General features: G+C 52.2%; 2 protein-coding genes. Both read right to left on the reverse strand.

The genetic code is table 11. From position 1 onward, the window contains the following. Positions 1–237: 237 nt before the first annotated feature. Positions 238–19338 carry an SdrD B-like domain-containing protein gene (locus tag A3850_RS20075; RefSeq protein ID WP_197493969.1) on the reverse strand — a complete coding sequence of 6367 codons (19101 nt, stop codon included), beginning with the start codon at positions 19336–19338 and terminating at the stop codon, positions 238–240. Positions 19339–19883: 545 nt separating this feature from the next. Further along, positions 19884–20498: an NUDIX hydrolase gene (locus A3850_RS02370; RefSeq protein WP_068213838.1), complete on the reverse strand. Its 615-nt coding sequence runs from the start codon at positions 20496–20498 to the stop codon at positions 19884–19886. Positions 20499–20518: the final 20 nt, after the last annotated feature.

Consider the following 20518-nt stretch of genomic DNA (forward strand, 5'->3'; position numbering starts at 1 on the left):
TGGACAGGCCAAAAGGGCGCTGCCGCAGGTGCTTAATAAAAGGCGAGTAAGGAGGACAATTCCTTTGAGAATGAAATCTGCTAATGCCGATTGGTAGCCACAGTCGTAGTAGAAGCTTGAGTAGAGATCTACAATAGGAGTGCTGACACCTTTCACAAGTAAAAGAGCCCAAATCCTATCAGGACTTGGGCTCTTTGTTCTCACCGAAAGCTTTCGCCTCCGGGTATGTAGGGTTGGTTATTCGATAACGATCATACGCTTAGTTGCAATCCAATCTCCAGCGGATACTGTGTAACTGTACACACCGGAAGTCTGGCCAAGCTGACGCTTAGTCACCTTAAGGCTATTGTAGCCTACGTAACCTTCCTGAGTGAATTCTCTGACGAGACGTCCAGCAGCATCGGTGATGGAGATCGTAACCTTGTCGTGCGCCTGTGGCAGCTCGAAACCAATCGTTGTCTCCTGGTTCACGGGGTTAGGAATGTTCTGCAAGAGAGCATATCCAGCTACCTCTACCACATCTTCGTTGAAGATCAGGTCGAGATTCCGTAAACCATTGCCACCGCGTTCGTAAGCTTCTGCTTCCGTGTAGCGGCTACCGGCTTCGATAGCGTCGCTGATGCTCACGTTAGCTTCAGCCTTTACGATGAGGGTAAAGAGTACTTCATCAGCCGTCCAATTTGAGGGTACCTCTTCAGTAGCCCAGTTCCAGCTGGTGGTGATGATGCCCTGGTCAGCAAAACGCCAGCCGAAGTTCCCTGCAGCTACGAGTCCGGGCTCAATACCTTCGATCTCTACTGCAGTACGGTCAAACTCCAGCGTGAACTGGTAACCATCAACTTCAGTAAGCTTCGGAGCCGTTACCGGGATGCGGTAGGTTTGACCCTGCTTAAGGTCCAACTCACGCATCTCAAGTTCCAGTGAACCGCGAACGTTACGCTGAGCGGCTTGCATCAGGCTGTTAGCACGAGCAGAGCCATTTACATCACCCAGTTTGACACCTACGAAGTCTGCATCAACGATGTTGGCTGCAAGGTCATTCGTGTTGATCAGTTCCGGGAAGGCAGTTGCCCACGGGTCATTCAAGTTTCCAAACTCGTAGTCAGCAGGTACGAATGACCAGCTAGGCATACCGTTGGGGTAAGTATCGCTCAGACCGAGGATGAGGCGGCGGATTGAAATAACATCACCGATGTTGATCTCAGCAGTTCCGTCGACATCAGCAGCGATCAGCTTGTACGGGCTATCGAGCATATCTACACCAAGGATGTGGCGCGTGATCGCTACGATATCCGAAGTACGAACACCATTCAGGTAGTCAGTGAAGTGCGTTGGAGTGACCGTGTAGTCAGCACCCATTGGTACTTCAGAGAACATGAAGGCACCGTCAGCTGCGGTAGTCATCGTCATAGACATATCAGAAGGACCGGAGAGATCAACCTCTGCATTCTCAACTGGGCTCATTTGCTCAGTGACAATAATACCAGAGATGTTGGCTACCGTGCCGTCAGGACAAATGCCGTCGGGATCCTGTACTTCAATCATTGCCTGACAGAAGCTGCTGGCATTACCGTTGCTGAACGCGTAGACTCGTACGGGTACGAATCCTTCATCAGCACAGGTTACGTCAATACCGGTCCGGCCTTCTTCGACGGCTACGCCGTTGTTAGCCTCTTCGTCAGTGTAGATGCTGTAAGATGTGATTTCCTCACCATTACAAGCAATTACTGGGCTGGTCACAAAGTCACTTGCCCATACCTGAGCGAGTGCATCACCATCAGTTGTCATACCTAGCGGAGCGACAAGCGTCTGGAGACACAACGGTGCAGGAACGAGATCACTGCTTACACAGAACTCAACCAGTGAGGTAGTGGCATTGCCACAATCATCAGTAGCGGTAATCCGCAGTGCGTGATTACCAGCAGGGACATCGAAGGCAGAGAAGGAAACGTTTCCATCCTCATCAGCTACGTCCGTGATAACGATACCCAGCGCACTTGCATCGTCTGCTTCGAAGCCAGATGCAGCAACGTAGTTGGCATCCAGTTCGTAGGTGACGGCGAGGTCAGAGCACTCGTCAGTAGCGGAGAACTCAAGTTCTACGTCAGCGAGGCAAGAACCACCACCCGCAGCTACACACTCAGTTGGAGCAGTAACCGTAAGTACTGGGCTATTGCGGTCGATGATGTTGATAATCTGCGTGTACTGGAAGCGTCCGCGGCTATTGCTATTCGCGTATCCTACCAATTCGCTATCAACCGTAGTGGCTTCGTTCTGGAAGAAGCGGTCATCCGTGCTGCTGTAGAAGGCTACGTCGTCTGTAGTCATCTGAGCGCTGTTGGCCACTACATTGAAGTAGAGGACATCTTCAGCGGAAGTCCGTACTCCGTTTCCATCGCGAGAGAGGACAGTCACACCACCGAGGGCGGGGTCGTACTCACAAGTATTGATCACATCGTAGGTAATCCGCATCTGGCGACACTCATCACCTGGTGTGTTCTCTACCATCTCAACCGTTTCAGTGATGGTGACCAAGTCACATCCACCGCCTACGGCTACTTCGAGAGAATCGACATCGATTTCATCCGTACAGCTAACCGTTGCGTCACCTGGCAGAACGAACTGGTAATCGTAAGTACCGACTACAGTTACTACCTGCGTACAGATGGTAGTGCTAACGGAAGTTTGATCACCAACAGTTTGCGTGACGGTGAAGGAACGTACGAAGGAGCCGACACCACACTCATTGAGGTTGGATACGGTAATTTCATCCGTTACTTCTGTCTGACACATGCCAACTGCAGTTGCAGTTCCAAACGCATTGTCGCGCTCTTCCTGCGTGCTCTCCATGATGTCGGAGAAGATCATTCCGGAGAACTCTTCACAAGTCATGGTCACAGCACTTGGTGCGATACAGGTTGGTGCGGCACCAGCCTTCATCTCTACGAGAATCTCAGAGTCACAGTAGTTGACGTTCCCGCTTTCATCTTCTACGCGGATGGCTACCGTCAGTGTACCGACGTCTGCACATCCAAGAAGGACTTCTTCAGAGTAGTCAACCGCTTCCAAATCGCCGTCAGCGCCTACGCGGCCAATGGTGATGCTCACAATCTCTCCACAGGCGTCAGTAGCCTCGCTGAGGATAATGTCAGGCGTGAGTGATGCAGTTCCAACTCCGTTAGGACCGTCCATGCTCAGGCCTACGTTAATACCATCTTCACAGATGATAGAAGGACCAGTGCGATCGACTACGGAGAATGGTACATCGGTAGATGCTTCATTTCCACAACCATCAGCGTAAGTGTAGCGGATAATGTGGTCACCCAGTGGGATCTCAGTAGATAGTTCCTGCTCTCCGTTGAAGAAGTCGAGGAAGAATGTTCCGATCGGAGCACCAAGGGTATCACCATTCGGGTAAATCACTGCAGAGGCAGTAATGGTGGAAGAACAGTTATCGATCAGGCGGATGCCTGGATCATCGAGGCGGAAGATCGCCGCACACTCTGAAGTATTCACTTCGAATTCGAAGTTCTCCTGCGTGCTGGTGAATTCCGGAGCAGTACGATCCTCTACCGTAATAATCTGAGTAAAGGTCACTGGTGCATTGGTTGGCTCACACCAATCGAAGAGCGTGTAAGTACGCGTGAACTCGAAAGCGTTCTCACACTTCGGAATGGCTTGCGAGTCAGAGAACTGTGAAGCCAGTGAGCAGTAAGTGCTGCTTGCATTCAGTGGGTAAGTACCCAAAGCTGTCGTTACGAATGGCTGAGGCGTTGCGGAAGGAAGTGGGTTTCCAGATGGAAGCGTTTCCAGGTTGTCGCTACATTCTACGGAGAAGAAGTTCTCAGTAGGAATGGTTACATCAGCCAGTGTAGCAGGGCGCACCGTGATCTCTTGAACACAAGTTGCAGAGTTGCCACTTTCGTCAGTCACCGTGAACGTACGGAGGATGGTGGAAGGAGTACACATTGGATCATCATTCGGGAGAAGAAGATCGTAGAACTCAAGTTCCAGCTCATCAGTAGGCGTACAGTTATCATCGATCACCGGAGCACCAGTGAAGGCGAAGCTGCTTTCGAGGTTGAGGATGCTATCGATATCCGTACAGATAAAGTCAACACCGTTCAATCCTGCGATATCAGCGGGACATTCGATAGTAGGACGCTTCTTGTCCTCTACCAAAATCTGTCCCCAACAGCTGTTATCACACATTGGATCTACGAGGCTTACGAGTAAGGTCTCGTTCACTTCGTCGTTTCCAACGAATGCCGTTGGCAGTCCATTTTCATCACGGAGTGTATCACCGTCGGTCGTCATTAGTACCACTTCAAGTGAGCTAGCACAGAAGAGGTTGCCTTGTAGGATAAGTTCCGGTGTGATCTCTGCATTACAATCTTCACCAAGTGAGATATTCTGGAATCCGGTACAAGACAGGTTCTGAATATCGAAGATGTCAATTGTAATCGTTGCAGTTTCTTCCGGACAGTCATTTACCGCAGGAATGGTGTAGGTCACACTGTAATCACGTGAGCGGTCAAGCGTACCTGGGATAACTACGTTCTCAGGATCGGAGAGGTCAACTGCGATTGGGTTACCATCCTCATCCATGAAGATGAGTGAACCTTCCGCGAAGACACCGCCAATATTAGGCAGACCGCCAAGGGATTCGAACAGGTTGATGGTCACGACTGCTTCATCACAGCCAAGACATACCTGAATCTCATTGTCCACACCCGGGTCCTGGTAACACTCGACGGTTACGATGGCAATGTCATTGTCATCCTCGTCGTCGTCAACGGTTCCGTCACCGTTGGTGTCGCCACCTCCGTTTACTTCATCGTCGTCAGCCTCACCGTCGTTGCCCTGGGTGCTATCGCTGTTAGAGTCGATATCAGTGACTTCATCACCGTTCTCGTCGGTAGCACCCGCAATCTCAGCTTCGTTAACGAGTGGCTGACCAGATTCAACACCATCTGGGTTCATACCGGTTCCGTCAACATAGTCGGGGAACATTGGCGGAGCAACCGTCAGAATAATTTGAGTAGTGGTGGATTCACCTGGCTCAAGGCCATCCTCAGCAAGCGTACCATCAGCCACGCTAAGCGTAGTGGTCGGGTTGCCATCAGCGTTCAGCATCCAGCCAGGGTTCAATGCAGGGTCGAACAGGAATCCGGCAGGTACGTAGTCTACCAGTTCAATGTTGTCAGCGATGATTGCACCCTGGTTAATCGTCGTGATGTCGAAGGACACTTCATCACCCGGGCTAACCGTGCTGGATTGTCCAGCAGAAAGCGTTTTCACGAGTGCGAGGTCAAATCCACCAACGAGTACAGTTGCGGGGTCAGAGTTATCCTCGTCACCACCGGCAAGACCATTACCGTCGATTTCATTGTCTTCGAAGAAGTTGTCATTGCCAGGAATAGTATCCATCGGAGAATCGATGTCCACTACGTCTTCGCCGTTCGGGCCGGTTGCATCAGAAATTTCTGCCAGGTTGGTCAGTGGCATTACTGCCTCCATTGCCGGGTTGACTACCAAGAAGATGTCTACTGTAGTAGATGCACCCATTGCAAGAGTATCGGCACCGTCAAACTCAGTAAGTACCGTCTGGAGACGAGTAGTGTCATTGATTGTAGACTCTACCGTCCAGTCAGGATTCAGCGTTGGGTCGAACGTAAAGCCATCCGTCTGAGTGGGCACGTAATCAGAGACTACAATGCTATCAGCGGCTAGGTTACCCTGGTTCAGTACCGTAATCTGGAAGGCTACCGTATCACCTGGGTTAACGTTTGGAGACTGACCAGGAGCGAGTTCCTTGATGAGCGCAAGGTCAAACATCGGGATGAAGAGACCGAAGTCCACCGTCATATTACCGAAGGGATCGAATGCATCATCTAGTGTTGAACCACCGTTTTGCTCTCCACCAATTCCATTCACAGGCTCATCACCCGCAGATAGTGTGAAGACACCAGAAGTAATCGTAGTACCGGGACCACCTACCTGGCTACCGTCATCATTGTTATCAATATCGGCGTCGGCGTCATTGTCCGGGGTAGATGAAGAAGCATCCATGTCGAAGAGACCATTTCCACCCACGAGTTGATCACCCGGGATTTCGATGTAGTAGTCACCTTCTGGCAGACCAGTGAAGATGTAGTTACCATCATCATCAGTCAACACAGAGTCAATCGCCATCATCGTCTCGTTGTCGTAGAGAACTACGAGGATGCCGGAGAGGCCGGACTCATCAGGGCCGTTAATACCATCATTGTTGGTATCAGCGAATACCGTTGAACCAACACTCATACCTGGGAAGAGACCGAAATCAAGCGTCATGTTACCGGATGCGTCCTCCAGATCGGAGTCGTCATCCTGGTCACCACCCTGACCACCTTCGTCGTCACCGGTAGGTTCACCGTCACCCAGTGTTACCACTGAGGAGAAGATGGTATCACCAGACATTGCCTGGAAGCCATTGTCGTCACCGTCGACGTCATCGTTAGCATCGTCGCTATCGACATCATCGTCAGAAGACAGTGGGAAGTCACCCGTAGGTACGACACTCACACCATAATCACCGGGGAAGAGATTTTCAAAGAAGTAGTTACCATCAGCATCCGTAGTCGTGGTAGCAATGATGCTATCAGCGGAGGTGATGATACCGTCCATATCAGAGTCTACGTAGAGGTTAACAACTACACCGGGAATACCGACTTCGTCATCATCCTGCATAGCATTGTTATCGAGGTCAGCGAAGATGGTAGAACCGAGGCTGTAGTTCGGTACCAAACCGAAGTCGATACTCACGTCACCGTCGTCGTCATTCTCATCATCCAGATCGCTGTTCGTGCCCATCTCGTCCGTAGGCTCCATGTTTGGAGTCAGCGTGAAGATGCCTGAAGAGATTGGCTGACCAGGACCGTCCTGGATACCGTTGTCGTTACCGTCAACGCCGTCATCACCTTCACCCGCAGGGAAGTCTGAAGAGTTCGGTAGGCTGTCCGGTACCATGTTGATTACCAGTTCGTAATCACCAGGCGTAAGACCGTCGAAGAAGTAGGCACCGTTCTCGTCCGTCGTGTCCATGGCAACTACGTTGCCTTCGTCGTCGAGAAGCGTTACGATGATACCTTCTACACCAGGCTCATCGCCGGGATCGCCCTGTACACCGTCACCATCAGTATCCTGGAATACAGATGAACCAACGGATACACTTGGGAGAAGACCGAAGTCGATGGTCATATCACCATCGTCGTCCTGGTCGTCATCGTCGTCCAGTTCACCACCGGGGCCTGGCTCACCAGTAGGCTCTTCGCCTACGGTCAGGTTGATGGCCGTAGAGAATACCGTATCACCGGCCATGGCCTGGATACCGTTATCGTTATTGTCAGACTGATCGTCGGCCGTGTTTTCACCCGGTCCGTTAGAGCTCAAGTCGTTGTCGACAGGAGGTACAACGGCGACGATGTAGTCACCGGGTACCAAAGTGTCGAACTCGTAGAGGCCACCGTCCATGGTTACCGTCATGTCCACCAGGGTATCAACACCCGGAGTGTACATATTGTCACCGTCAACGTCAGCAAAGAGGAGCACTTCAACGCCGTCGATACCAGCTTCGGTACCGCCGTTGTTGTCGCCACTGTTGTCGATATCCAGGAAGACCTGGCTACCAATGCTCATGGTTGGGAAGAAGCCGAAGTCAACGGTCATATCGCCGTTAGCGTCCGCTGCGTCGTCCTGCTGGCCACCCTGACCGGTTTCACCGTCAGCGAACGTAGGCTCTTCACCGATCATCAGGTTGATGATACCGGACTGTACGATCGTACCCGCGCCACCTGGCTGAGCACCATTGTCGTTGTTGTCCACTTGGTCATCAGCTTCACCATCCGTCACAGTTGAACTGTTCGGAGCACTTTCGAGTGGGTTACCTACGGCGAAGGCGCTTTCTGGGATACCTACGATGTAGTCACCTTCATCAAGACCTCCGAAGAAGTAGTTACCGTTTTCGTCCGTTAGCGTGGAATCGAGGACGGTTACACCGTCGTCAGCGTAGAGGAAGACCTGTACGCCTTCGATGCCGTTCTCACCGTCGGTGGTTTCGAACATGCCGTCGTTGTCAAGATCGTAGAAGACCGTAGAACCGATGCTTACACCAGGGTTGAAGGCAAAGTCAACGGTCATGTTACCGCTACTATCGTTGTCATCGTCCTGGTCACCGCCCTGAGCGCCTTCGTCGTCACCTTCAGGCTCATCGCCCCCGGAGAGGGTAATAGCGCCGGATAGGATCGTATCACCAGACATTGGCGTCATGCCAGCCGTGTTCTGAATACCGTTGTCGTTATTGTCGCCATCATCGTCCGGATCAGTTTCCTCACCTTCCATAGAAGATACGGGGAACTCAGGCGATGGTACCACACCTACGAAGTAGTCGCCTTCCGGCAGCATATCGAAGAAGTAGTTACCGTCAGCGTCAGTCGTGGTTTCAGCTACTAGGGTATCAACGGCGGGGTCGTAGACACCGTCCATATCAACGTCTTCGTACAGCAGTACTGGAAGACCAGCAATGCCGTCTTCGTCGTCTCCCTGCATTCCGTCGTTGTCGAGGTCAGCGAATACCGTAGAACCGAGGCTTACACCTGGGAAGAGACCGAGGTCAAGGGTTTGGTTACCGGAAGCATCTTCCAGATCGGAAGCATCGTCCTGATCGCCACCCTGGCCATCCTCGTCGTCGCCCATAGGCTCGTCCATTCCGTCAGTACCAAGACTTACGACACCGGAGAAGATGGAGTCACCAGCCATCATGCCGGGCTGTGATCCATTGTCGTCTCCATCAACGTCGTCGTTAGCATCGTCGCTATCATTGTCGTCGTCAGAAGAGAAGGGCAGGTCGTCAGTTGGAACGATGCCCACGCCGTACTCTCCTGGGAATAGGTTGTCAAAGAAGTAGTTACCATCAGCGTCCGTAGTAGTTGTTGCAACTACGCTGTCAGCAGAAGTAATCATTCCATCCATATCAGAGTCGATGTAGAGGGTTACTTCGACACCTTCGACACCTTCTTCGTTATCATCTTGTGTACCACTGTTATCAAGGTCAGCGAAGATGGTAGAACCGAGGCTGTAGTTCGGTACCAAACCGAAGTCGATACTTACGTCACCGTCGTCGTCATTCTCATCATCCAGATCGCTGTTCGTGCCCATCTCGTCAGTAGGCTCCATATTCGGAGTCAGCGTGAAGATGCCGGAAGAGATTGGCTGACCAGGACCGTCCTGGATACCGTTGTCGTTACCGTCAACGCCGTCATCACCTTCACCCGCAGGGAAGTCTGAAGAGTTCGGCAGGCTGTCCGGTACCATGTTGATCACCAGTTCGTAATCGCCAGGCGTAAGACCGTCGAAGAAGTACGCACCGTTCTCGTCCGTCGTGTCCATGGCAACTACGTTGCCTTCGTCGTCGAGAAGTGTTACGATGATACCTTCTACACCAGGCTCATCGCCTACGTCACCTTGCTCACCATCACCGTTAGTATCCTGGAATACAGATGAACCAACGGATACACTTGGGAGAAGACCGAAGTCGATGGTCATATCACCATCATCGTCCTGGTCGTCATCGTCGTCCAGTTCACCACCGGGGCCGGGCTCACCGGTAGGCTCTTCGCCTACGGTCAGGTTGATGGCCGTGGAGAATACCGTATCACCGGCCATGGCCTGGATACCGTTATCGTTATTGTCAGACTGATCGTCGGCCGTGTTTTCACCCGGTCCGTTAGAGCTCAAGTCGTTGTCGACTGGCGGTACAACGGCGACGATGTAGTCACCAGGCACCAAGGTGTCGAACTCGTAGAGGCCACCGTCCATGGTTACCGTCATGTCCACCAGGGTATCAACACCCGGGGTGTACATATTGTCACCGTCAACGTCAGCAAAGAGGAGCACTTCAACGCCGTCGATACCAGCTTCGGTACCGCCGTTGTTGTCGCCACTGTTGTCGATGTCAAGGAAGACCTGGCTACCAATGCTCATGGTTGGGAAGAAGCCGAAGTCAACGGTCATATCGCCGTTAGCGTCCGCTGCGTCGTCCTGCTGGCCACCCTGACCGGTTTCACCGTCAGCGAACGTAGGCTCTTCACCGATCATCAGGTTGATGATACCGGACTGTACGATCGTACCCGCGCCACCTGGCTGAGCACCGTTGTCGTTGTTGTCTACTCGGTCATCAGCTTCACCATCGGTAGGCGTTGAGCTATTCGGAGCACTTTCGAGCGGGTTACCTACGGCAAAGGCACTTTCGGGGATACCTACGATGTAGTCACCCTCATCAAGACCTCCAAAGAAGTAGTTACCGTTTTCGTCCGTCAACGTGGAATCGAGGACGGTTACACCGTCGTCAGCGTAGAGGAAGACCTGTACGCCTTCGATGCCGTTCTCACCGTCGGTGGTTTCGAACATGCCGTCGTTGTCAAGATCGTAGAAGACCGTAGAACCGATGCTTACACCAGGGTTGAAGGCAAAGTCAACGGTCATGTTACCGCTACTATCGTTGTCATCATCCTGGTCACCGCCCTGAGCGTCTTCGTCGTCACCTTCAGGCTCGTCGCCTCCGGAGAGGGTAATAGCGCCGGATAGGATCGTATCGCCAGACATTGGCGTCATGCCAGCCGTGTTTTGAATACCGTTGTCGTTATTGTCGCCGTCATCGTCCGGATCAGTTTCCTCACCTTCCATAGAAGATACGGGGAACTCAGGCGATGGTACCACACCTACGAAGTAGTCGCCTTCCGGCAGCATATCGAAGAAGTAGTTACCGTCAGCGTCCGTTGTAGTTTCTGCTACGAGCGTATCAACGGCGGGGTCGTAGACACCGTCCATATCAACGTCTTCGTAAAGGAGTACTGGAAGGCCGGCAATTCCGTCTTCATCATCTCCTTGGCGACCGTCGTTGTCGAGGTCAGCGAAGACAGTAGAACCGAGGCTTACACCTGGGAAGAGACCGAGGTCAAGGGTTTGGTTACCGGAAGCATCTTCCAGATCGGAAGCATCATCCTGATCGCCACCCTGGCCATCCTCGTCGTCGCCCGTAGGCTCGTCCATTCCATCAGTACCAAGACTGAGTACGCCGGAGAAGATGGAGTCGCCAGCCATCATACCGGGCTGTGATCCATTATCGTCGCCATCGACATCGCTATTAGCGTCGTCTTCATCGTCGTCATCGTTAGAGGAGAAGGGCAAGTCTTCCGTCGGAACGATGCCAACACCGTATTCGCCTGGAAGGAGGTTGTCGAAGAAGTAATTACCATCAGCATCCGTAGTAGTTGTTGCGACTACGCTGTCAGCGGAAGTAATCATTCCATCCATGTCGGAATCCACGTAAAGTGTTACTTCGACACCTTCAACACCTTCTTCGCCATCATCTTGTGTACCGCTGTTATCGAGGTCAGCGAAGATGGTAGAACCGAGGCTGTAGTTCGGTACCAGACCAATATCGATGGTCATATCACCATCATCATCGTTGTCATCATCCTGCATGCCACCAGTATCACCTGCCTCAACAATCATGTTATTAGGCTCGAGAGTAAATACTTCGGAAAGGATTGGGGTACCTGGGCCATCAGGCTGAAGGCCATTGTCATTAAGATCAGTTCCTTCTACGCCACCGACGTTATCCATCGTTGAGGAGTTCGGAAGGCTATCGGGAACCATGTTTACAGCAATCTGGTAATCTCCTGGCGTAAGGCCATCGAAGAAGTAGTCGCCGTTCTCATCAGTGGTATCCATAGCAACTACGTTACCCATGTCGTCGAGTAGGGTTACTACGATACCTTCTACACCAGGCTCACCCGCGTCCTGAACACCGCTGTTGTCGCTGTCTTGGAACACCGTTGATCCTACGGATACGCTTGGCAAGAGACCGAAGTCAACAGTCATATCGCCATCGTCATCCTGGTCATCATCATCATCCTGGTCACCGCCGGGGCCAGACTCACCTTCGGGCTCATCGCCAACCGTGAGGTTGATGGCTGCCGAGAAGACCGTATCACCGGCCATCTCCTGAATACCATTGTCGTTACCGTCTACCTGGTCGTCTTCAGTGCTTTCGCCAGCACCGTTGGAGCTTAGGTTGTTGTCCAGTGGTGGGATTACGGCAACGATGTAGTCGCCGGGAGCGAGTGTATCGAATTCGTAAAGGCCGCCGTCCATTGTAGTAGTCATGGCCACCAGCGTATCAACACCCGGGGTGTACATGTTGTCACCGTCAACGTCTGCAAAGAGGAGGACCTCTACATCGTCGATACCTTCTTCGGTACCTCCATTGTCATCGCCACTGTTATCGATGTCCAGGAATACCTGGCTACCGATAGAAACAGTTGGGAAGAAGCCGAAGTCAACGGTCATGTTACCGTTGGCATCGTTGGCATCGTCTTGGTCAGCTCCTTCGCCGATTTCGCCATCGGCGAACGTAGGCTCCATGTCAATTTCAAGAGTTACAATACCAGACTGAACGATGGTACCAGCGCCGCCGGGCTGAAGTCCGTTATCATTTTGGTCAACATCATCGTTAGGATCTTCTTCATCCGTAGTAGAGCTACTTGGAGCGCTATCGAGAGGCTGGCCCGGAGCGAAGCTGCTCTCAGGAATTCCTACGATGTAGTCTCCAGCGTCGAGGTTTTCGAAGAGGTAATTTCCGTCTCCGTCAGTTACGGTTGAGTCAAGAACGGTCACACCGTCATCAGCATACAGGAAGACCTGTACACCAGCGATGCCAGTTTCAGCGTCACTTGGCTCGTAGAGACCGTCATTATCATTATCGAAGAATACGGTAGAACCAATGCTCAGACCTGGGAAGAAACCGAAGTCAACGGTCATGTTACCGTTGGCATCTTCGGGGCTGTCATCGTCTCCATCCTGGTCGCTGCCTTCACCATCTTCACCATCTGCGGCAGTTGGCTCGTCACCTGCGGTGAGTTCAACCGTACCTGAGAAGATGGTATCGAATGCGGCGGGATCCATTCCCATGCTATTTGAAATACCGTTATCGTTGCCGTCAACATCTGCGTTGGCGTCGTCTTCTTCTCCGTCTCCCGTAGAGGAAATGGGGAAGTCATCACTTGGGGCTACAGCCACTACGTAATTGCCTTCAGGAAGCATTTCGAAGAGGTAGTTACCATCTGCATCCGTAGTGGTTTCGGCCACGATTGTGTCTACACCCGGAGTGAACCCGTCACCGTCTTCATCACTATAAAGGATTACAGCAACGCCAGCGATTCCGTCTTCGTCGTCGTCCTGCGTACCGCTGTTGTCGACGTCAGCAAAAACAGTGGAACCGAGACTTACACCTGGGAACAAACCAAGGTCAAGTGTCTGGTTACCGGAGGCATCTTCTAATGCAGAAGCATCATCCTGATCGCCACCCTGTCCGTCTTCAGCATCTTCGATTGGTTCATCCATACCGTCAGTACCCAAGCTGAGCACACCGGAGAAGATAGAATCACCTGCCATCATGCCAGGCTGTGAACCATTGTCGTCACCATCTACGTCGCTGTTTGCGTCGTCTTCGTCAGCGTCATCATCAGAAGAGAAGGGAAGGTCATCAGTTGGTACGATGCCAACACCGTATTCACCTGGTTGTAGGTTATCAAAGAAGTAGTTACCATCTGCATCAGTCGTCGTGGTAGCCACGATGCTATCAGCAGAGGTAATCATACCGTCCATATCGGAGTCAAGGTAGAGGTTGACTTCTACGCCAGCTACGCCCTCTTCATCGGGGCCCTGCATGGCGTCATTGTCAAGGTCAGCGAAGATCGTAGAACCGAGGCTGTAGTTTGGTACGAGACCAAAGTCAATGCTCAAGTCACCATCATCTTCATTTGCATCATCCAGATCGCTGCTGGAACCATCCTCATCAGTTGGTTCCTCGTTAGGTGTAAGCGTAAAGATGCCGGAGGAGATTGGCTGGCCTGGGCCATCCTGAATACCATTGTCGTTACCATCAACTCCATCATCGCCTTCACCAGCGGGGAAGTCGGAAGAATTAGGCAGGCTGTCAGGAACCATGTTGATCACCAACTCATAGTCACCCGGGGTAAGCCCGTCAAAGAAGTACTCACCATTTTCATCAGTGGTATCCATGGCAACTACATTGCCCATGTCATCCAGAAGTGTCACGATGATACCTTCGATACCTGGCTCGTCGGCTACGTCATCACGAACGCCATCTCCATTAGAATCCTGGAAGACCGTTGAACCAACGGAGACACTTGGAAGGAGACCGAAGTCAACGGTCATGTCACCGTCGTCATCCTGGTCATCATCGGAGTCCTGATCACCGCCAGGCCCTGCTTCACCGGTGGGCTCTTCGCCTACAGTGAGGTTAATTGCTGCGGAGAATACGGTATCGCCCGCCATCTCCTGAATACCATTATCATTATTGTCAGACTGATCATCAGCCGTGCTTTCACCCGGCCCGTTTGAGCTGAGGTTAGCTGTATCTGGTGGCACGACCGCAACGATGTAATCGCCGGGGGCCAGTGTATCGAATTCGTAGAGGCCACCGTCCATTGTGACGGTCATGTCTACGAGTGTGTCTACACCAGGAGTGTACATGTTGTCACCATCAACGTCAGCGAAAAGGAGTACTTCGACGCCGTCGATACCTTCTTCAGTACCACCGTTGTTGTCACCACTGTTGTCTACGTCGTAGAATACTTGGCTACCAATGGATACTGTGGGGAAGAAGCCGAAGTCAACGGTCATATTTCCGTTGCTATCATTGGCGTCATCTAGTTCAGCGCCTTCACCAATCTCACCGTCAGCGGCGGTTGGCTCCATGTCGATTTCCAGGGTTACGATGCCTGATTGTACAATAGTACCGGCTCCGCCTGGCTGGAGACCATTATCATTTTGGTCAACATCATCGTTAGGATCAACTTCATCCGTCGTAGAACTACTTGGTGCGCTGTCGAGGGGCTGGCCCATTGCAAAGCTGCTTTCAGGAATTCCTACGATGTAATCACCTGCGTCGAGGTTTTCAAAGAGGTAGTTACCGTCGCTATCCGTAGTGGTGGAGTCGAGAACCGTCACACCATCATCAGCGTAGAGGAAGACCTGCACTCCAGCAATTCCAGTTTCGCCGTCACTTGGCTCGTAAGAACCATCATTATCGTTATCAAAGAATACGGTAGAACCGATGCTCAAACCGGGGAAGAAACCGAAGTCGACGGTCATATTACCGTTTGCATCGGCTGGGCTGTCATCGTCACCGTCTTGATCGCTACCCTGGCCATCTTCACCGTCCGCAGCAGTTGGCTCACCACCTGCGGTCAATTCAACTGTACCGGAGAATATCGTATCAAAAGCAGCGGGGTCCATGCCCATGCTGTTGCTGATACCGTTGTCGTTACCATCCACGTCAGCGTTAGCGTCATCTTCTTCGTCATCACCGGTAGAGGAGATTGGGAAGTCATCACTTGGAGCGACTGCTACGACGTAATTTCCTTCGGGAAGCATCTCGAAGAGGTAGTTGCCATCGGCATCTGTCACAGTCTCGGCTACAATTGTATCGACTCCGGGAGTAAATCCATCACCGTCCTCATCGCTGTAGAGAATTACCGCAACACCAGCGATGCCATCTTCGTCAGCATCCTGCGATCCGCTATTGTCAACATCAGCAAAGACCGTAGAACCAAGGCTTACACCAGGGAACAAACCAAGGTCAAGTGTTTGGTTACCGGAAGCGTCTTCAAGGTCAGAAGCATCATCCTGGTCGCCACCCTGCTCGCCTTCATCGGCGCCGGTAGGCTCGTCCATTCCATCGGTACCGAGGCTTACTACACCGGAGAAGATAGAATCACCGGCCATCATGCCAGGCTGTGAACCATTGTCGTCGCCATCAACATCGCTATTAGCGTCGTCTTCATCAGCATCATCATCGGAAGAGAAAGGAAGATCTTCAGTTGGCACAATACCTACACCGTATTCGCCGGGAGCAAGGTTATCGAAGAAGTAGTTACCATCCATATCCGTAGTCGTTGTAGCAACGATACTATCGGCGGAGGTAATCATACCGTCCATATCCGTATCCAGGTAAAGGTTTACTTCGACACCTTCGACACCCTCTTCATCGGGCCCCTGCATGGCATCATTGTCAAGATCAGCGAAGATGGTTGAACCAAGGCTGTAGTTCGGTACGAGACCAAAGTCAATACTCAGGTCGCCGTCGTCTTCATTAGCATCATCGAGGTCGCTGCTTGCGCCGTCTTCATCAGTTGGCTCCTCATTAGGCGTAAGCGTAAAGATGCCGGAAGAGATTGGCTGACCGGGGCCATCCTGAATACCGTTATCGTTGCCATCAACGCCATCATCACCCTCACCGGCGGGGAAGTCCGAAGAGTTAGGAAGGCTATCGGGGACCATGTTGATGACTAACTCGTAGTCTCCGGGCGTCAGGCCATCGAAGAAGTACTCGCCGTTTTCATCGGTAGTATCCATGGCGACAACGTTACCCATATCATCTAGCAGGGTAACGATAATGCCTTCAATGCCAGGCTCGTCGGCTACGTCATCACGAACACCGTCGCCATTTGAATCTTGGAATACGGTAGATCCTACAGAAACACTGGGAAGAAGACCAAAGTCAATGGTCATATCTCCATCATCGTCCTCATCGGCCATATCATCCAAATCACCACCGGGGCCAGGTTCGCCGACAGGCTCCTCACCCACAGCAAGGTTGATTGCTGAAGAAAAGATCGTATCACCGGCCATCGCCTGAATACCGTTATCGTTATTGTCTGACTGGTCGTCAGCAGTGTTCTCGGCTGGTCCGTTAGAGCTTAGGTTAGCAGTGTCTGGTGGGACAACAGCTACGATGTAGTCACCCGGGGCAAGGGTATCAAACTCGTAGAGGCCACCATCCATAGTGACGGTCATATCCACTAGTGTATCAACTCCGGGGGTGTACATATTGTCACCATCCACATCAGCGAAAAGAAGTACCTCGACACCGTCGATTCCTTCTTCGGTACCGCCATTGTTGTCACCACTGTTGTCGACGTCGTAGAAGACCTGGCTAGCAACAGAGACTGTTGGGAAGAAACCGAAATCGACGGTCATGTCGCCATTAGCATCCATAGCATCGTCCAATTCGCTACCCTGACCCAATTCTGGGTCAGCGCCATTGTCGCCTGCGGCCGTTGGCTCGCCACCGATCATTAGATCGATTGGGCCGGAAAGCACCGCAGTTCCAGCGCCACCGGCTTGGATACCGTTGTCGTTATTATCAGACTGGTTATCGCCTTCGAAATCGGTGGTGGTTGAGCTGGCCGGAGCGTCAGCAAGGGGCTGGCCCGCTGCGAAGCTGCTTTCTGGGATACCGACCTGGTATACACCCTCGGCAAGACCACCGAAGAAGTAGTTACCCTCAGAATCCGTCACCGTAGAGTCGAGTACGGTCACTCCGTCAGCAGCGTAAAGGAATACCTGTACACCGGGGATACCGTCCTCGCCATCACTAGCTTCAAAGACACCGTCGTTATCGTTATCAAAGAATACGGTAGAACCGATGGAGACGCCAGGGACGAAACCAAAGTCAACGGTCATGTTACCGTTGGCATCAGCGGGGCTGTCATCCATACCGTCTTGATCACTACCGGGGGCGGTTTCGCCGTCGGCAGCCGTTGGTTCCATGCCGGGCATCAGCATAACGACACCGGAGAAAACTTCCGCTCCTGCATCGACGCCCATGAGGGCTGTCATCATGAGGTCAGCGAAAGCACCGTTGTCATCACCATCCGTGCCGTCTTCTGGATCAGTAGACCCACCGGTGGAGGATACGGGGAATTCATCCGTTGGTACTACTCCTACGACGTAATCGCCAGGGAGAAGCATATCAAACAGGTACTCACCCATTGGGCCAGTGGTCGTGGTGGCCACGAGGCTATCAACCATGCCGGATGCTGAAGTAGTATATAGGTTAACGGTAGCACCCGCAATTCCCATCTCACCAGGATCTTGCGTTGCGTTATCGTTATCGTCAGCGAAGACGGTTGAACCGAGGCTGACAGTTGGTACGAAGCCGAAGTCGACCGTCATGTCACCGTTGGCATCATCATCGCTGGTGCTGCCGAAAGAAGTAACATCATCATCAAGGTCTCCACCGGGGCCAACTTCCACGTCGTTCTCAGATTCCATCTGCGCCATGAGGCTGATCGTTGGGCTGACTACAGAATCACCGGCCATCTCCTGAATACCGCTGTCGGTGTTTTCACCAGTAGCGTCAGTTGGTTCAGCTGCGTCGGTAGAACTTAGGGGGAAGCCTTCCGGAGTAGTTGGGATAGAAACGCGGTAATCGCCTTCATCAAGACCTCCGAAGAAGTAGTTACCGTCAGCGTCCGTAGTTGTCGTTGCGACCAGGCTATCGAATACACCTGAACCAGGCATGCTCTCCGCGAACAGGTTTAGGTCGACGCCTGCGATACCCATCTCTCCCGCAGCGGGATCGAACATTGCATCGTCGTCGTTATCGGTAAAGACCGTTGAACCGATGCTCAGACAGTTAACTGGGACCATAATGACTGGGTCCGTATCACAAACGGTGTAACACGCACCATCAAGGGGGCTGTCCGTATCATCTTCATTGATGCCATCCAAAACTGGATCGAAGCTTTCACCTGGGATAAGGAAATCAGGTAGTGGCTCAGTATCGCGGTAGTTGACCGCGAATACGGAGAAGGTATCACTTGGAAGACCAGTGAAGAGGCCCGTCATATTCGCCTGTACGATGATTCCCGCATCGTTGACCAGAACATAAACTTGTTCCTGACCGCTGGTACCACCAGCCGTGAAGGAACCCGGAGCACTCTGTGCAAGGATCGCGCCGGTTGGTTCCGTAGGATCAGTAGTCGGCATACAGAAGCCACCCGATGCCTGGCCTCCATCGGGAGTTACGCCACAGAGCACTTCCGGCACCTCTACGAAAGTAGAAAGGTCGGGATCATTGTCGCTAGTGATCGTAACCACTTGCGTAGCGCCGCCGCTACCGGAATGAGTGAAAGGTCCGAAGAAGACCGGCATCATTGCCGCCGGGTCAAAAGTTTCGGAGACACCTGCTACCGTTACTGTAAAAGGACCGGGGTCCATGCTGGCAACAGTATCTACTATAATGAAGTAGGTGTTTTCCGCAACCTGCGCACCAGTGTCGTCATCACAACTAGCGCGAGCGGTAGTATTAATCTCGTCTGGCCCCATCTGAGCGGATAGCCCGGTGGTACAACAGAACACTAGCACGAGGGCTAGCAGAGCGCCCTGGAAGAGCGAAGTAAATCTTGGTAAAGCTGTTTGCATGCTGTGAGATTTGCATATCAAGCTGGCTTGGGACCGGCCGTTGTGATTAATTAGTTTCATGAGATTGGAAAGTTCATAAACTGCAAAATGCCTCTCCGCGGGGGGCGCAGGTCGGCTATATTTTTCTTCGCGAGAAAGAAAAGTTTGGGAATTAAGTCCGTCTTGATGGGCGCAGCCGCTGGCTGGAGGTCGTCCGTTTTTCATAAGGGGAATACTAAAAAGGTCGCGTTTTGATGAGACAGTCTGAAAATCTGTAAAGAACACATTCAAAAATCGTACAGGATGTAAATACTTGGCTTACAGGCAATTGCATTGCTGACAGCTTATAAAAATGTATAGGTCCTGTGAAATAAGATTATGATTACAAACGTTCGAACAAACAAATCAAGGCATAGTAAGCCGCCAATTCGGCGGTCCACCACAGAACAAATATAACACGATTCTGCATCTAGAGAAGGCCCGGCAAGCCTTTTTTGAGTTTGCCAGATTTCCTCCTAAAAGTAGCGAAACACAACATTTTACAACGGTTTTGTGGCTAGCTAAACTCATAGGATAGCAGCCAGGCTCCGATAGATCGGCAAGCCGTCCCCAAGCACATCTTCGGGCCGTATCCATTCCGCCCGCTCAATGTCCTCTTCAACCTGGGGCGTGAGGTCTTGCTGGCCGGCCTGCATGGCGAACCAATAGGTAGGCTTCAGCACGCGCGCTCCCTTCTTCTTCCGGTAGGTATGATAGGTTGTCTGCAGCGCCTGGCCCAGCGTGATTTCGCGCAGCCCCGTTTCCTCTTCTACCTCCCGGACAGCAGCTTGCGCATTGGATTCCCCCGGATCAATCTTGCCCTTTGGCAGATCCCAGAAACCTCTACGGAGGATGAACAAGACTTTTTCGGTCCCTTTCAGCTGCACGATGCCCCCCGCAGCGGGGACCCATTCGAAGTGGCTTCGAAAGTGAGACCACAATTGCTCAAGATCCGAATGCACGATATCAACGGACAGCACTTTGGGGCTTCCTTTCTCCAACATGTCAACGTAATTGAGGAGCGTCCGTGCCTTTCCGTTGTAACGTGCCGTCAGGTGAGTTCCTGCGGGAGCCTCATCACTTTTTGAAAAGGGTTTTGCCAGGAGGCGTAGCGGTCGGTCGTTGATGTAGATTACGTACATTTGCGCGAATTAGGAACCCC

This window comes from Lewinella sp. 4G2 (assembly GCF_001625015.1).
GTDB lineage: Bacteria > Bacteroidota > Bacteroidia > Chitinophagales > Saprospiraceae > Neolewinella.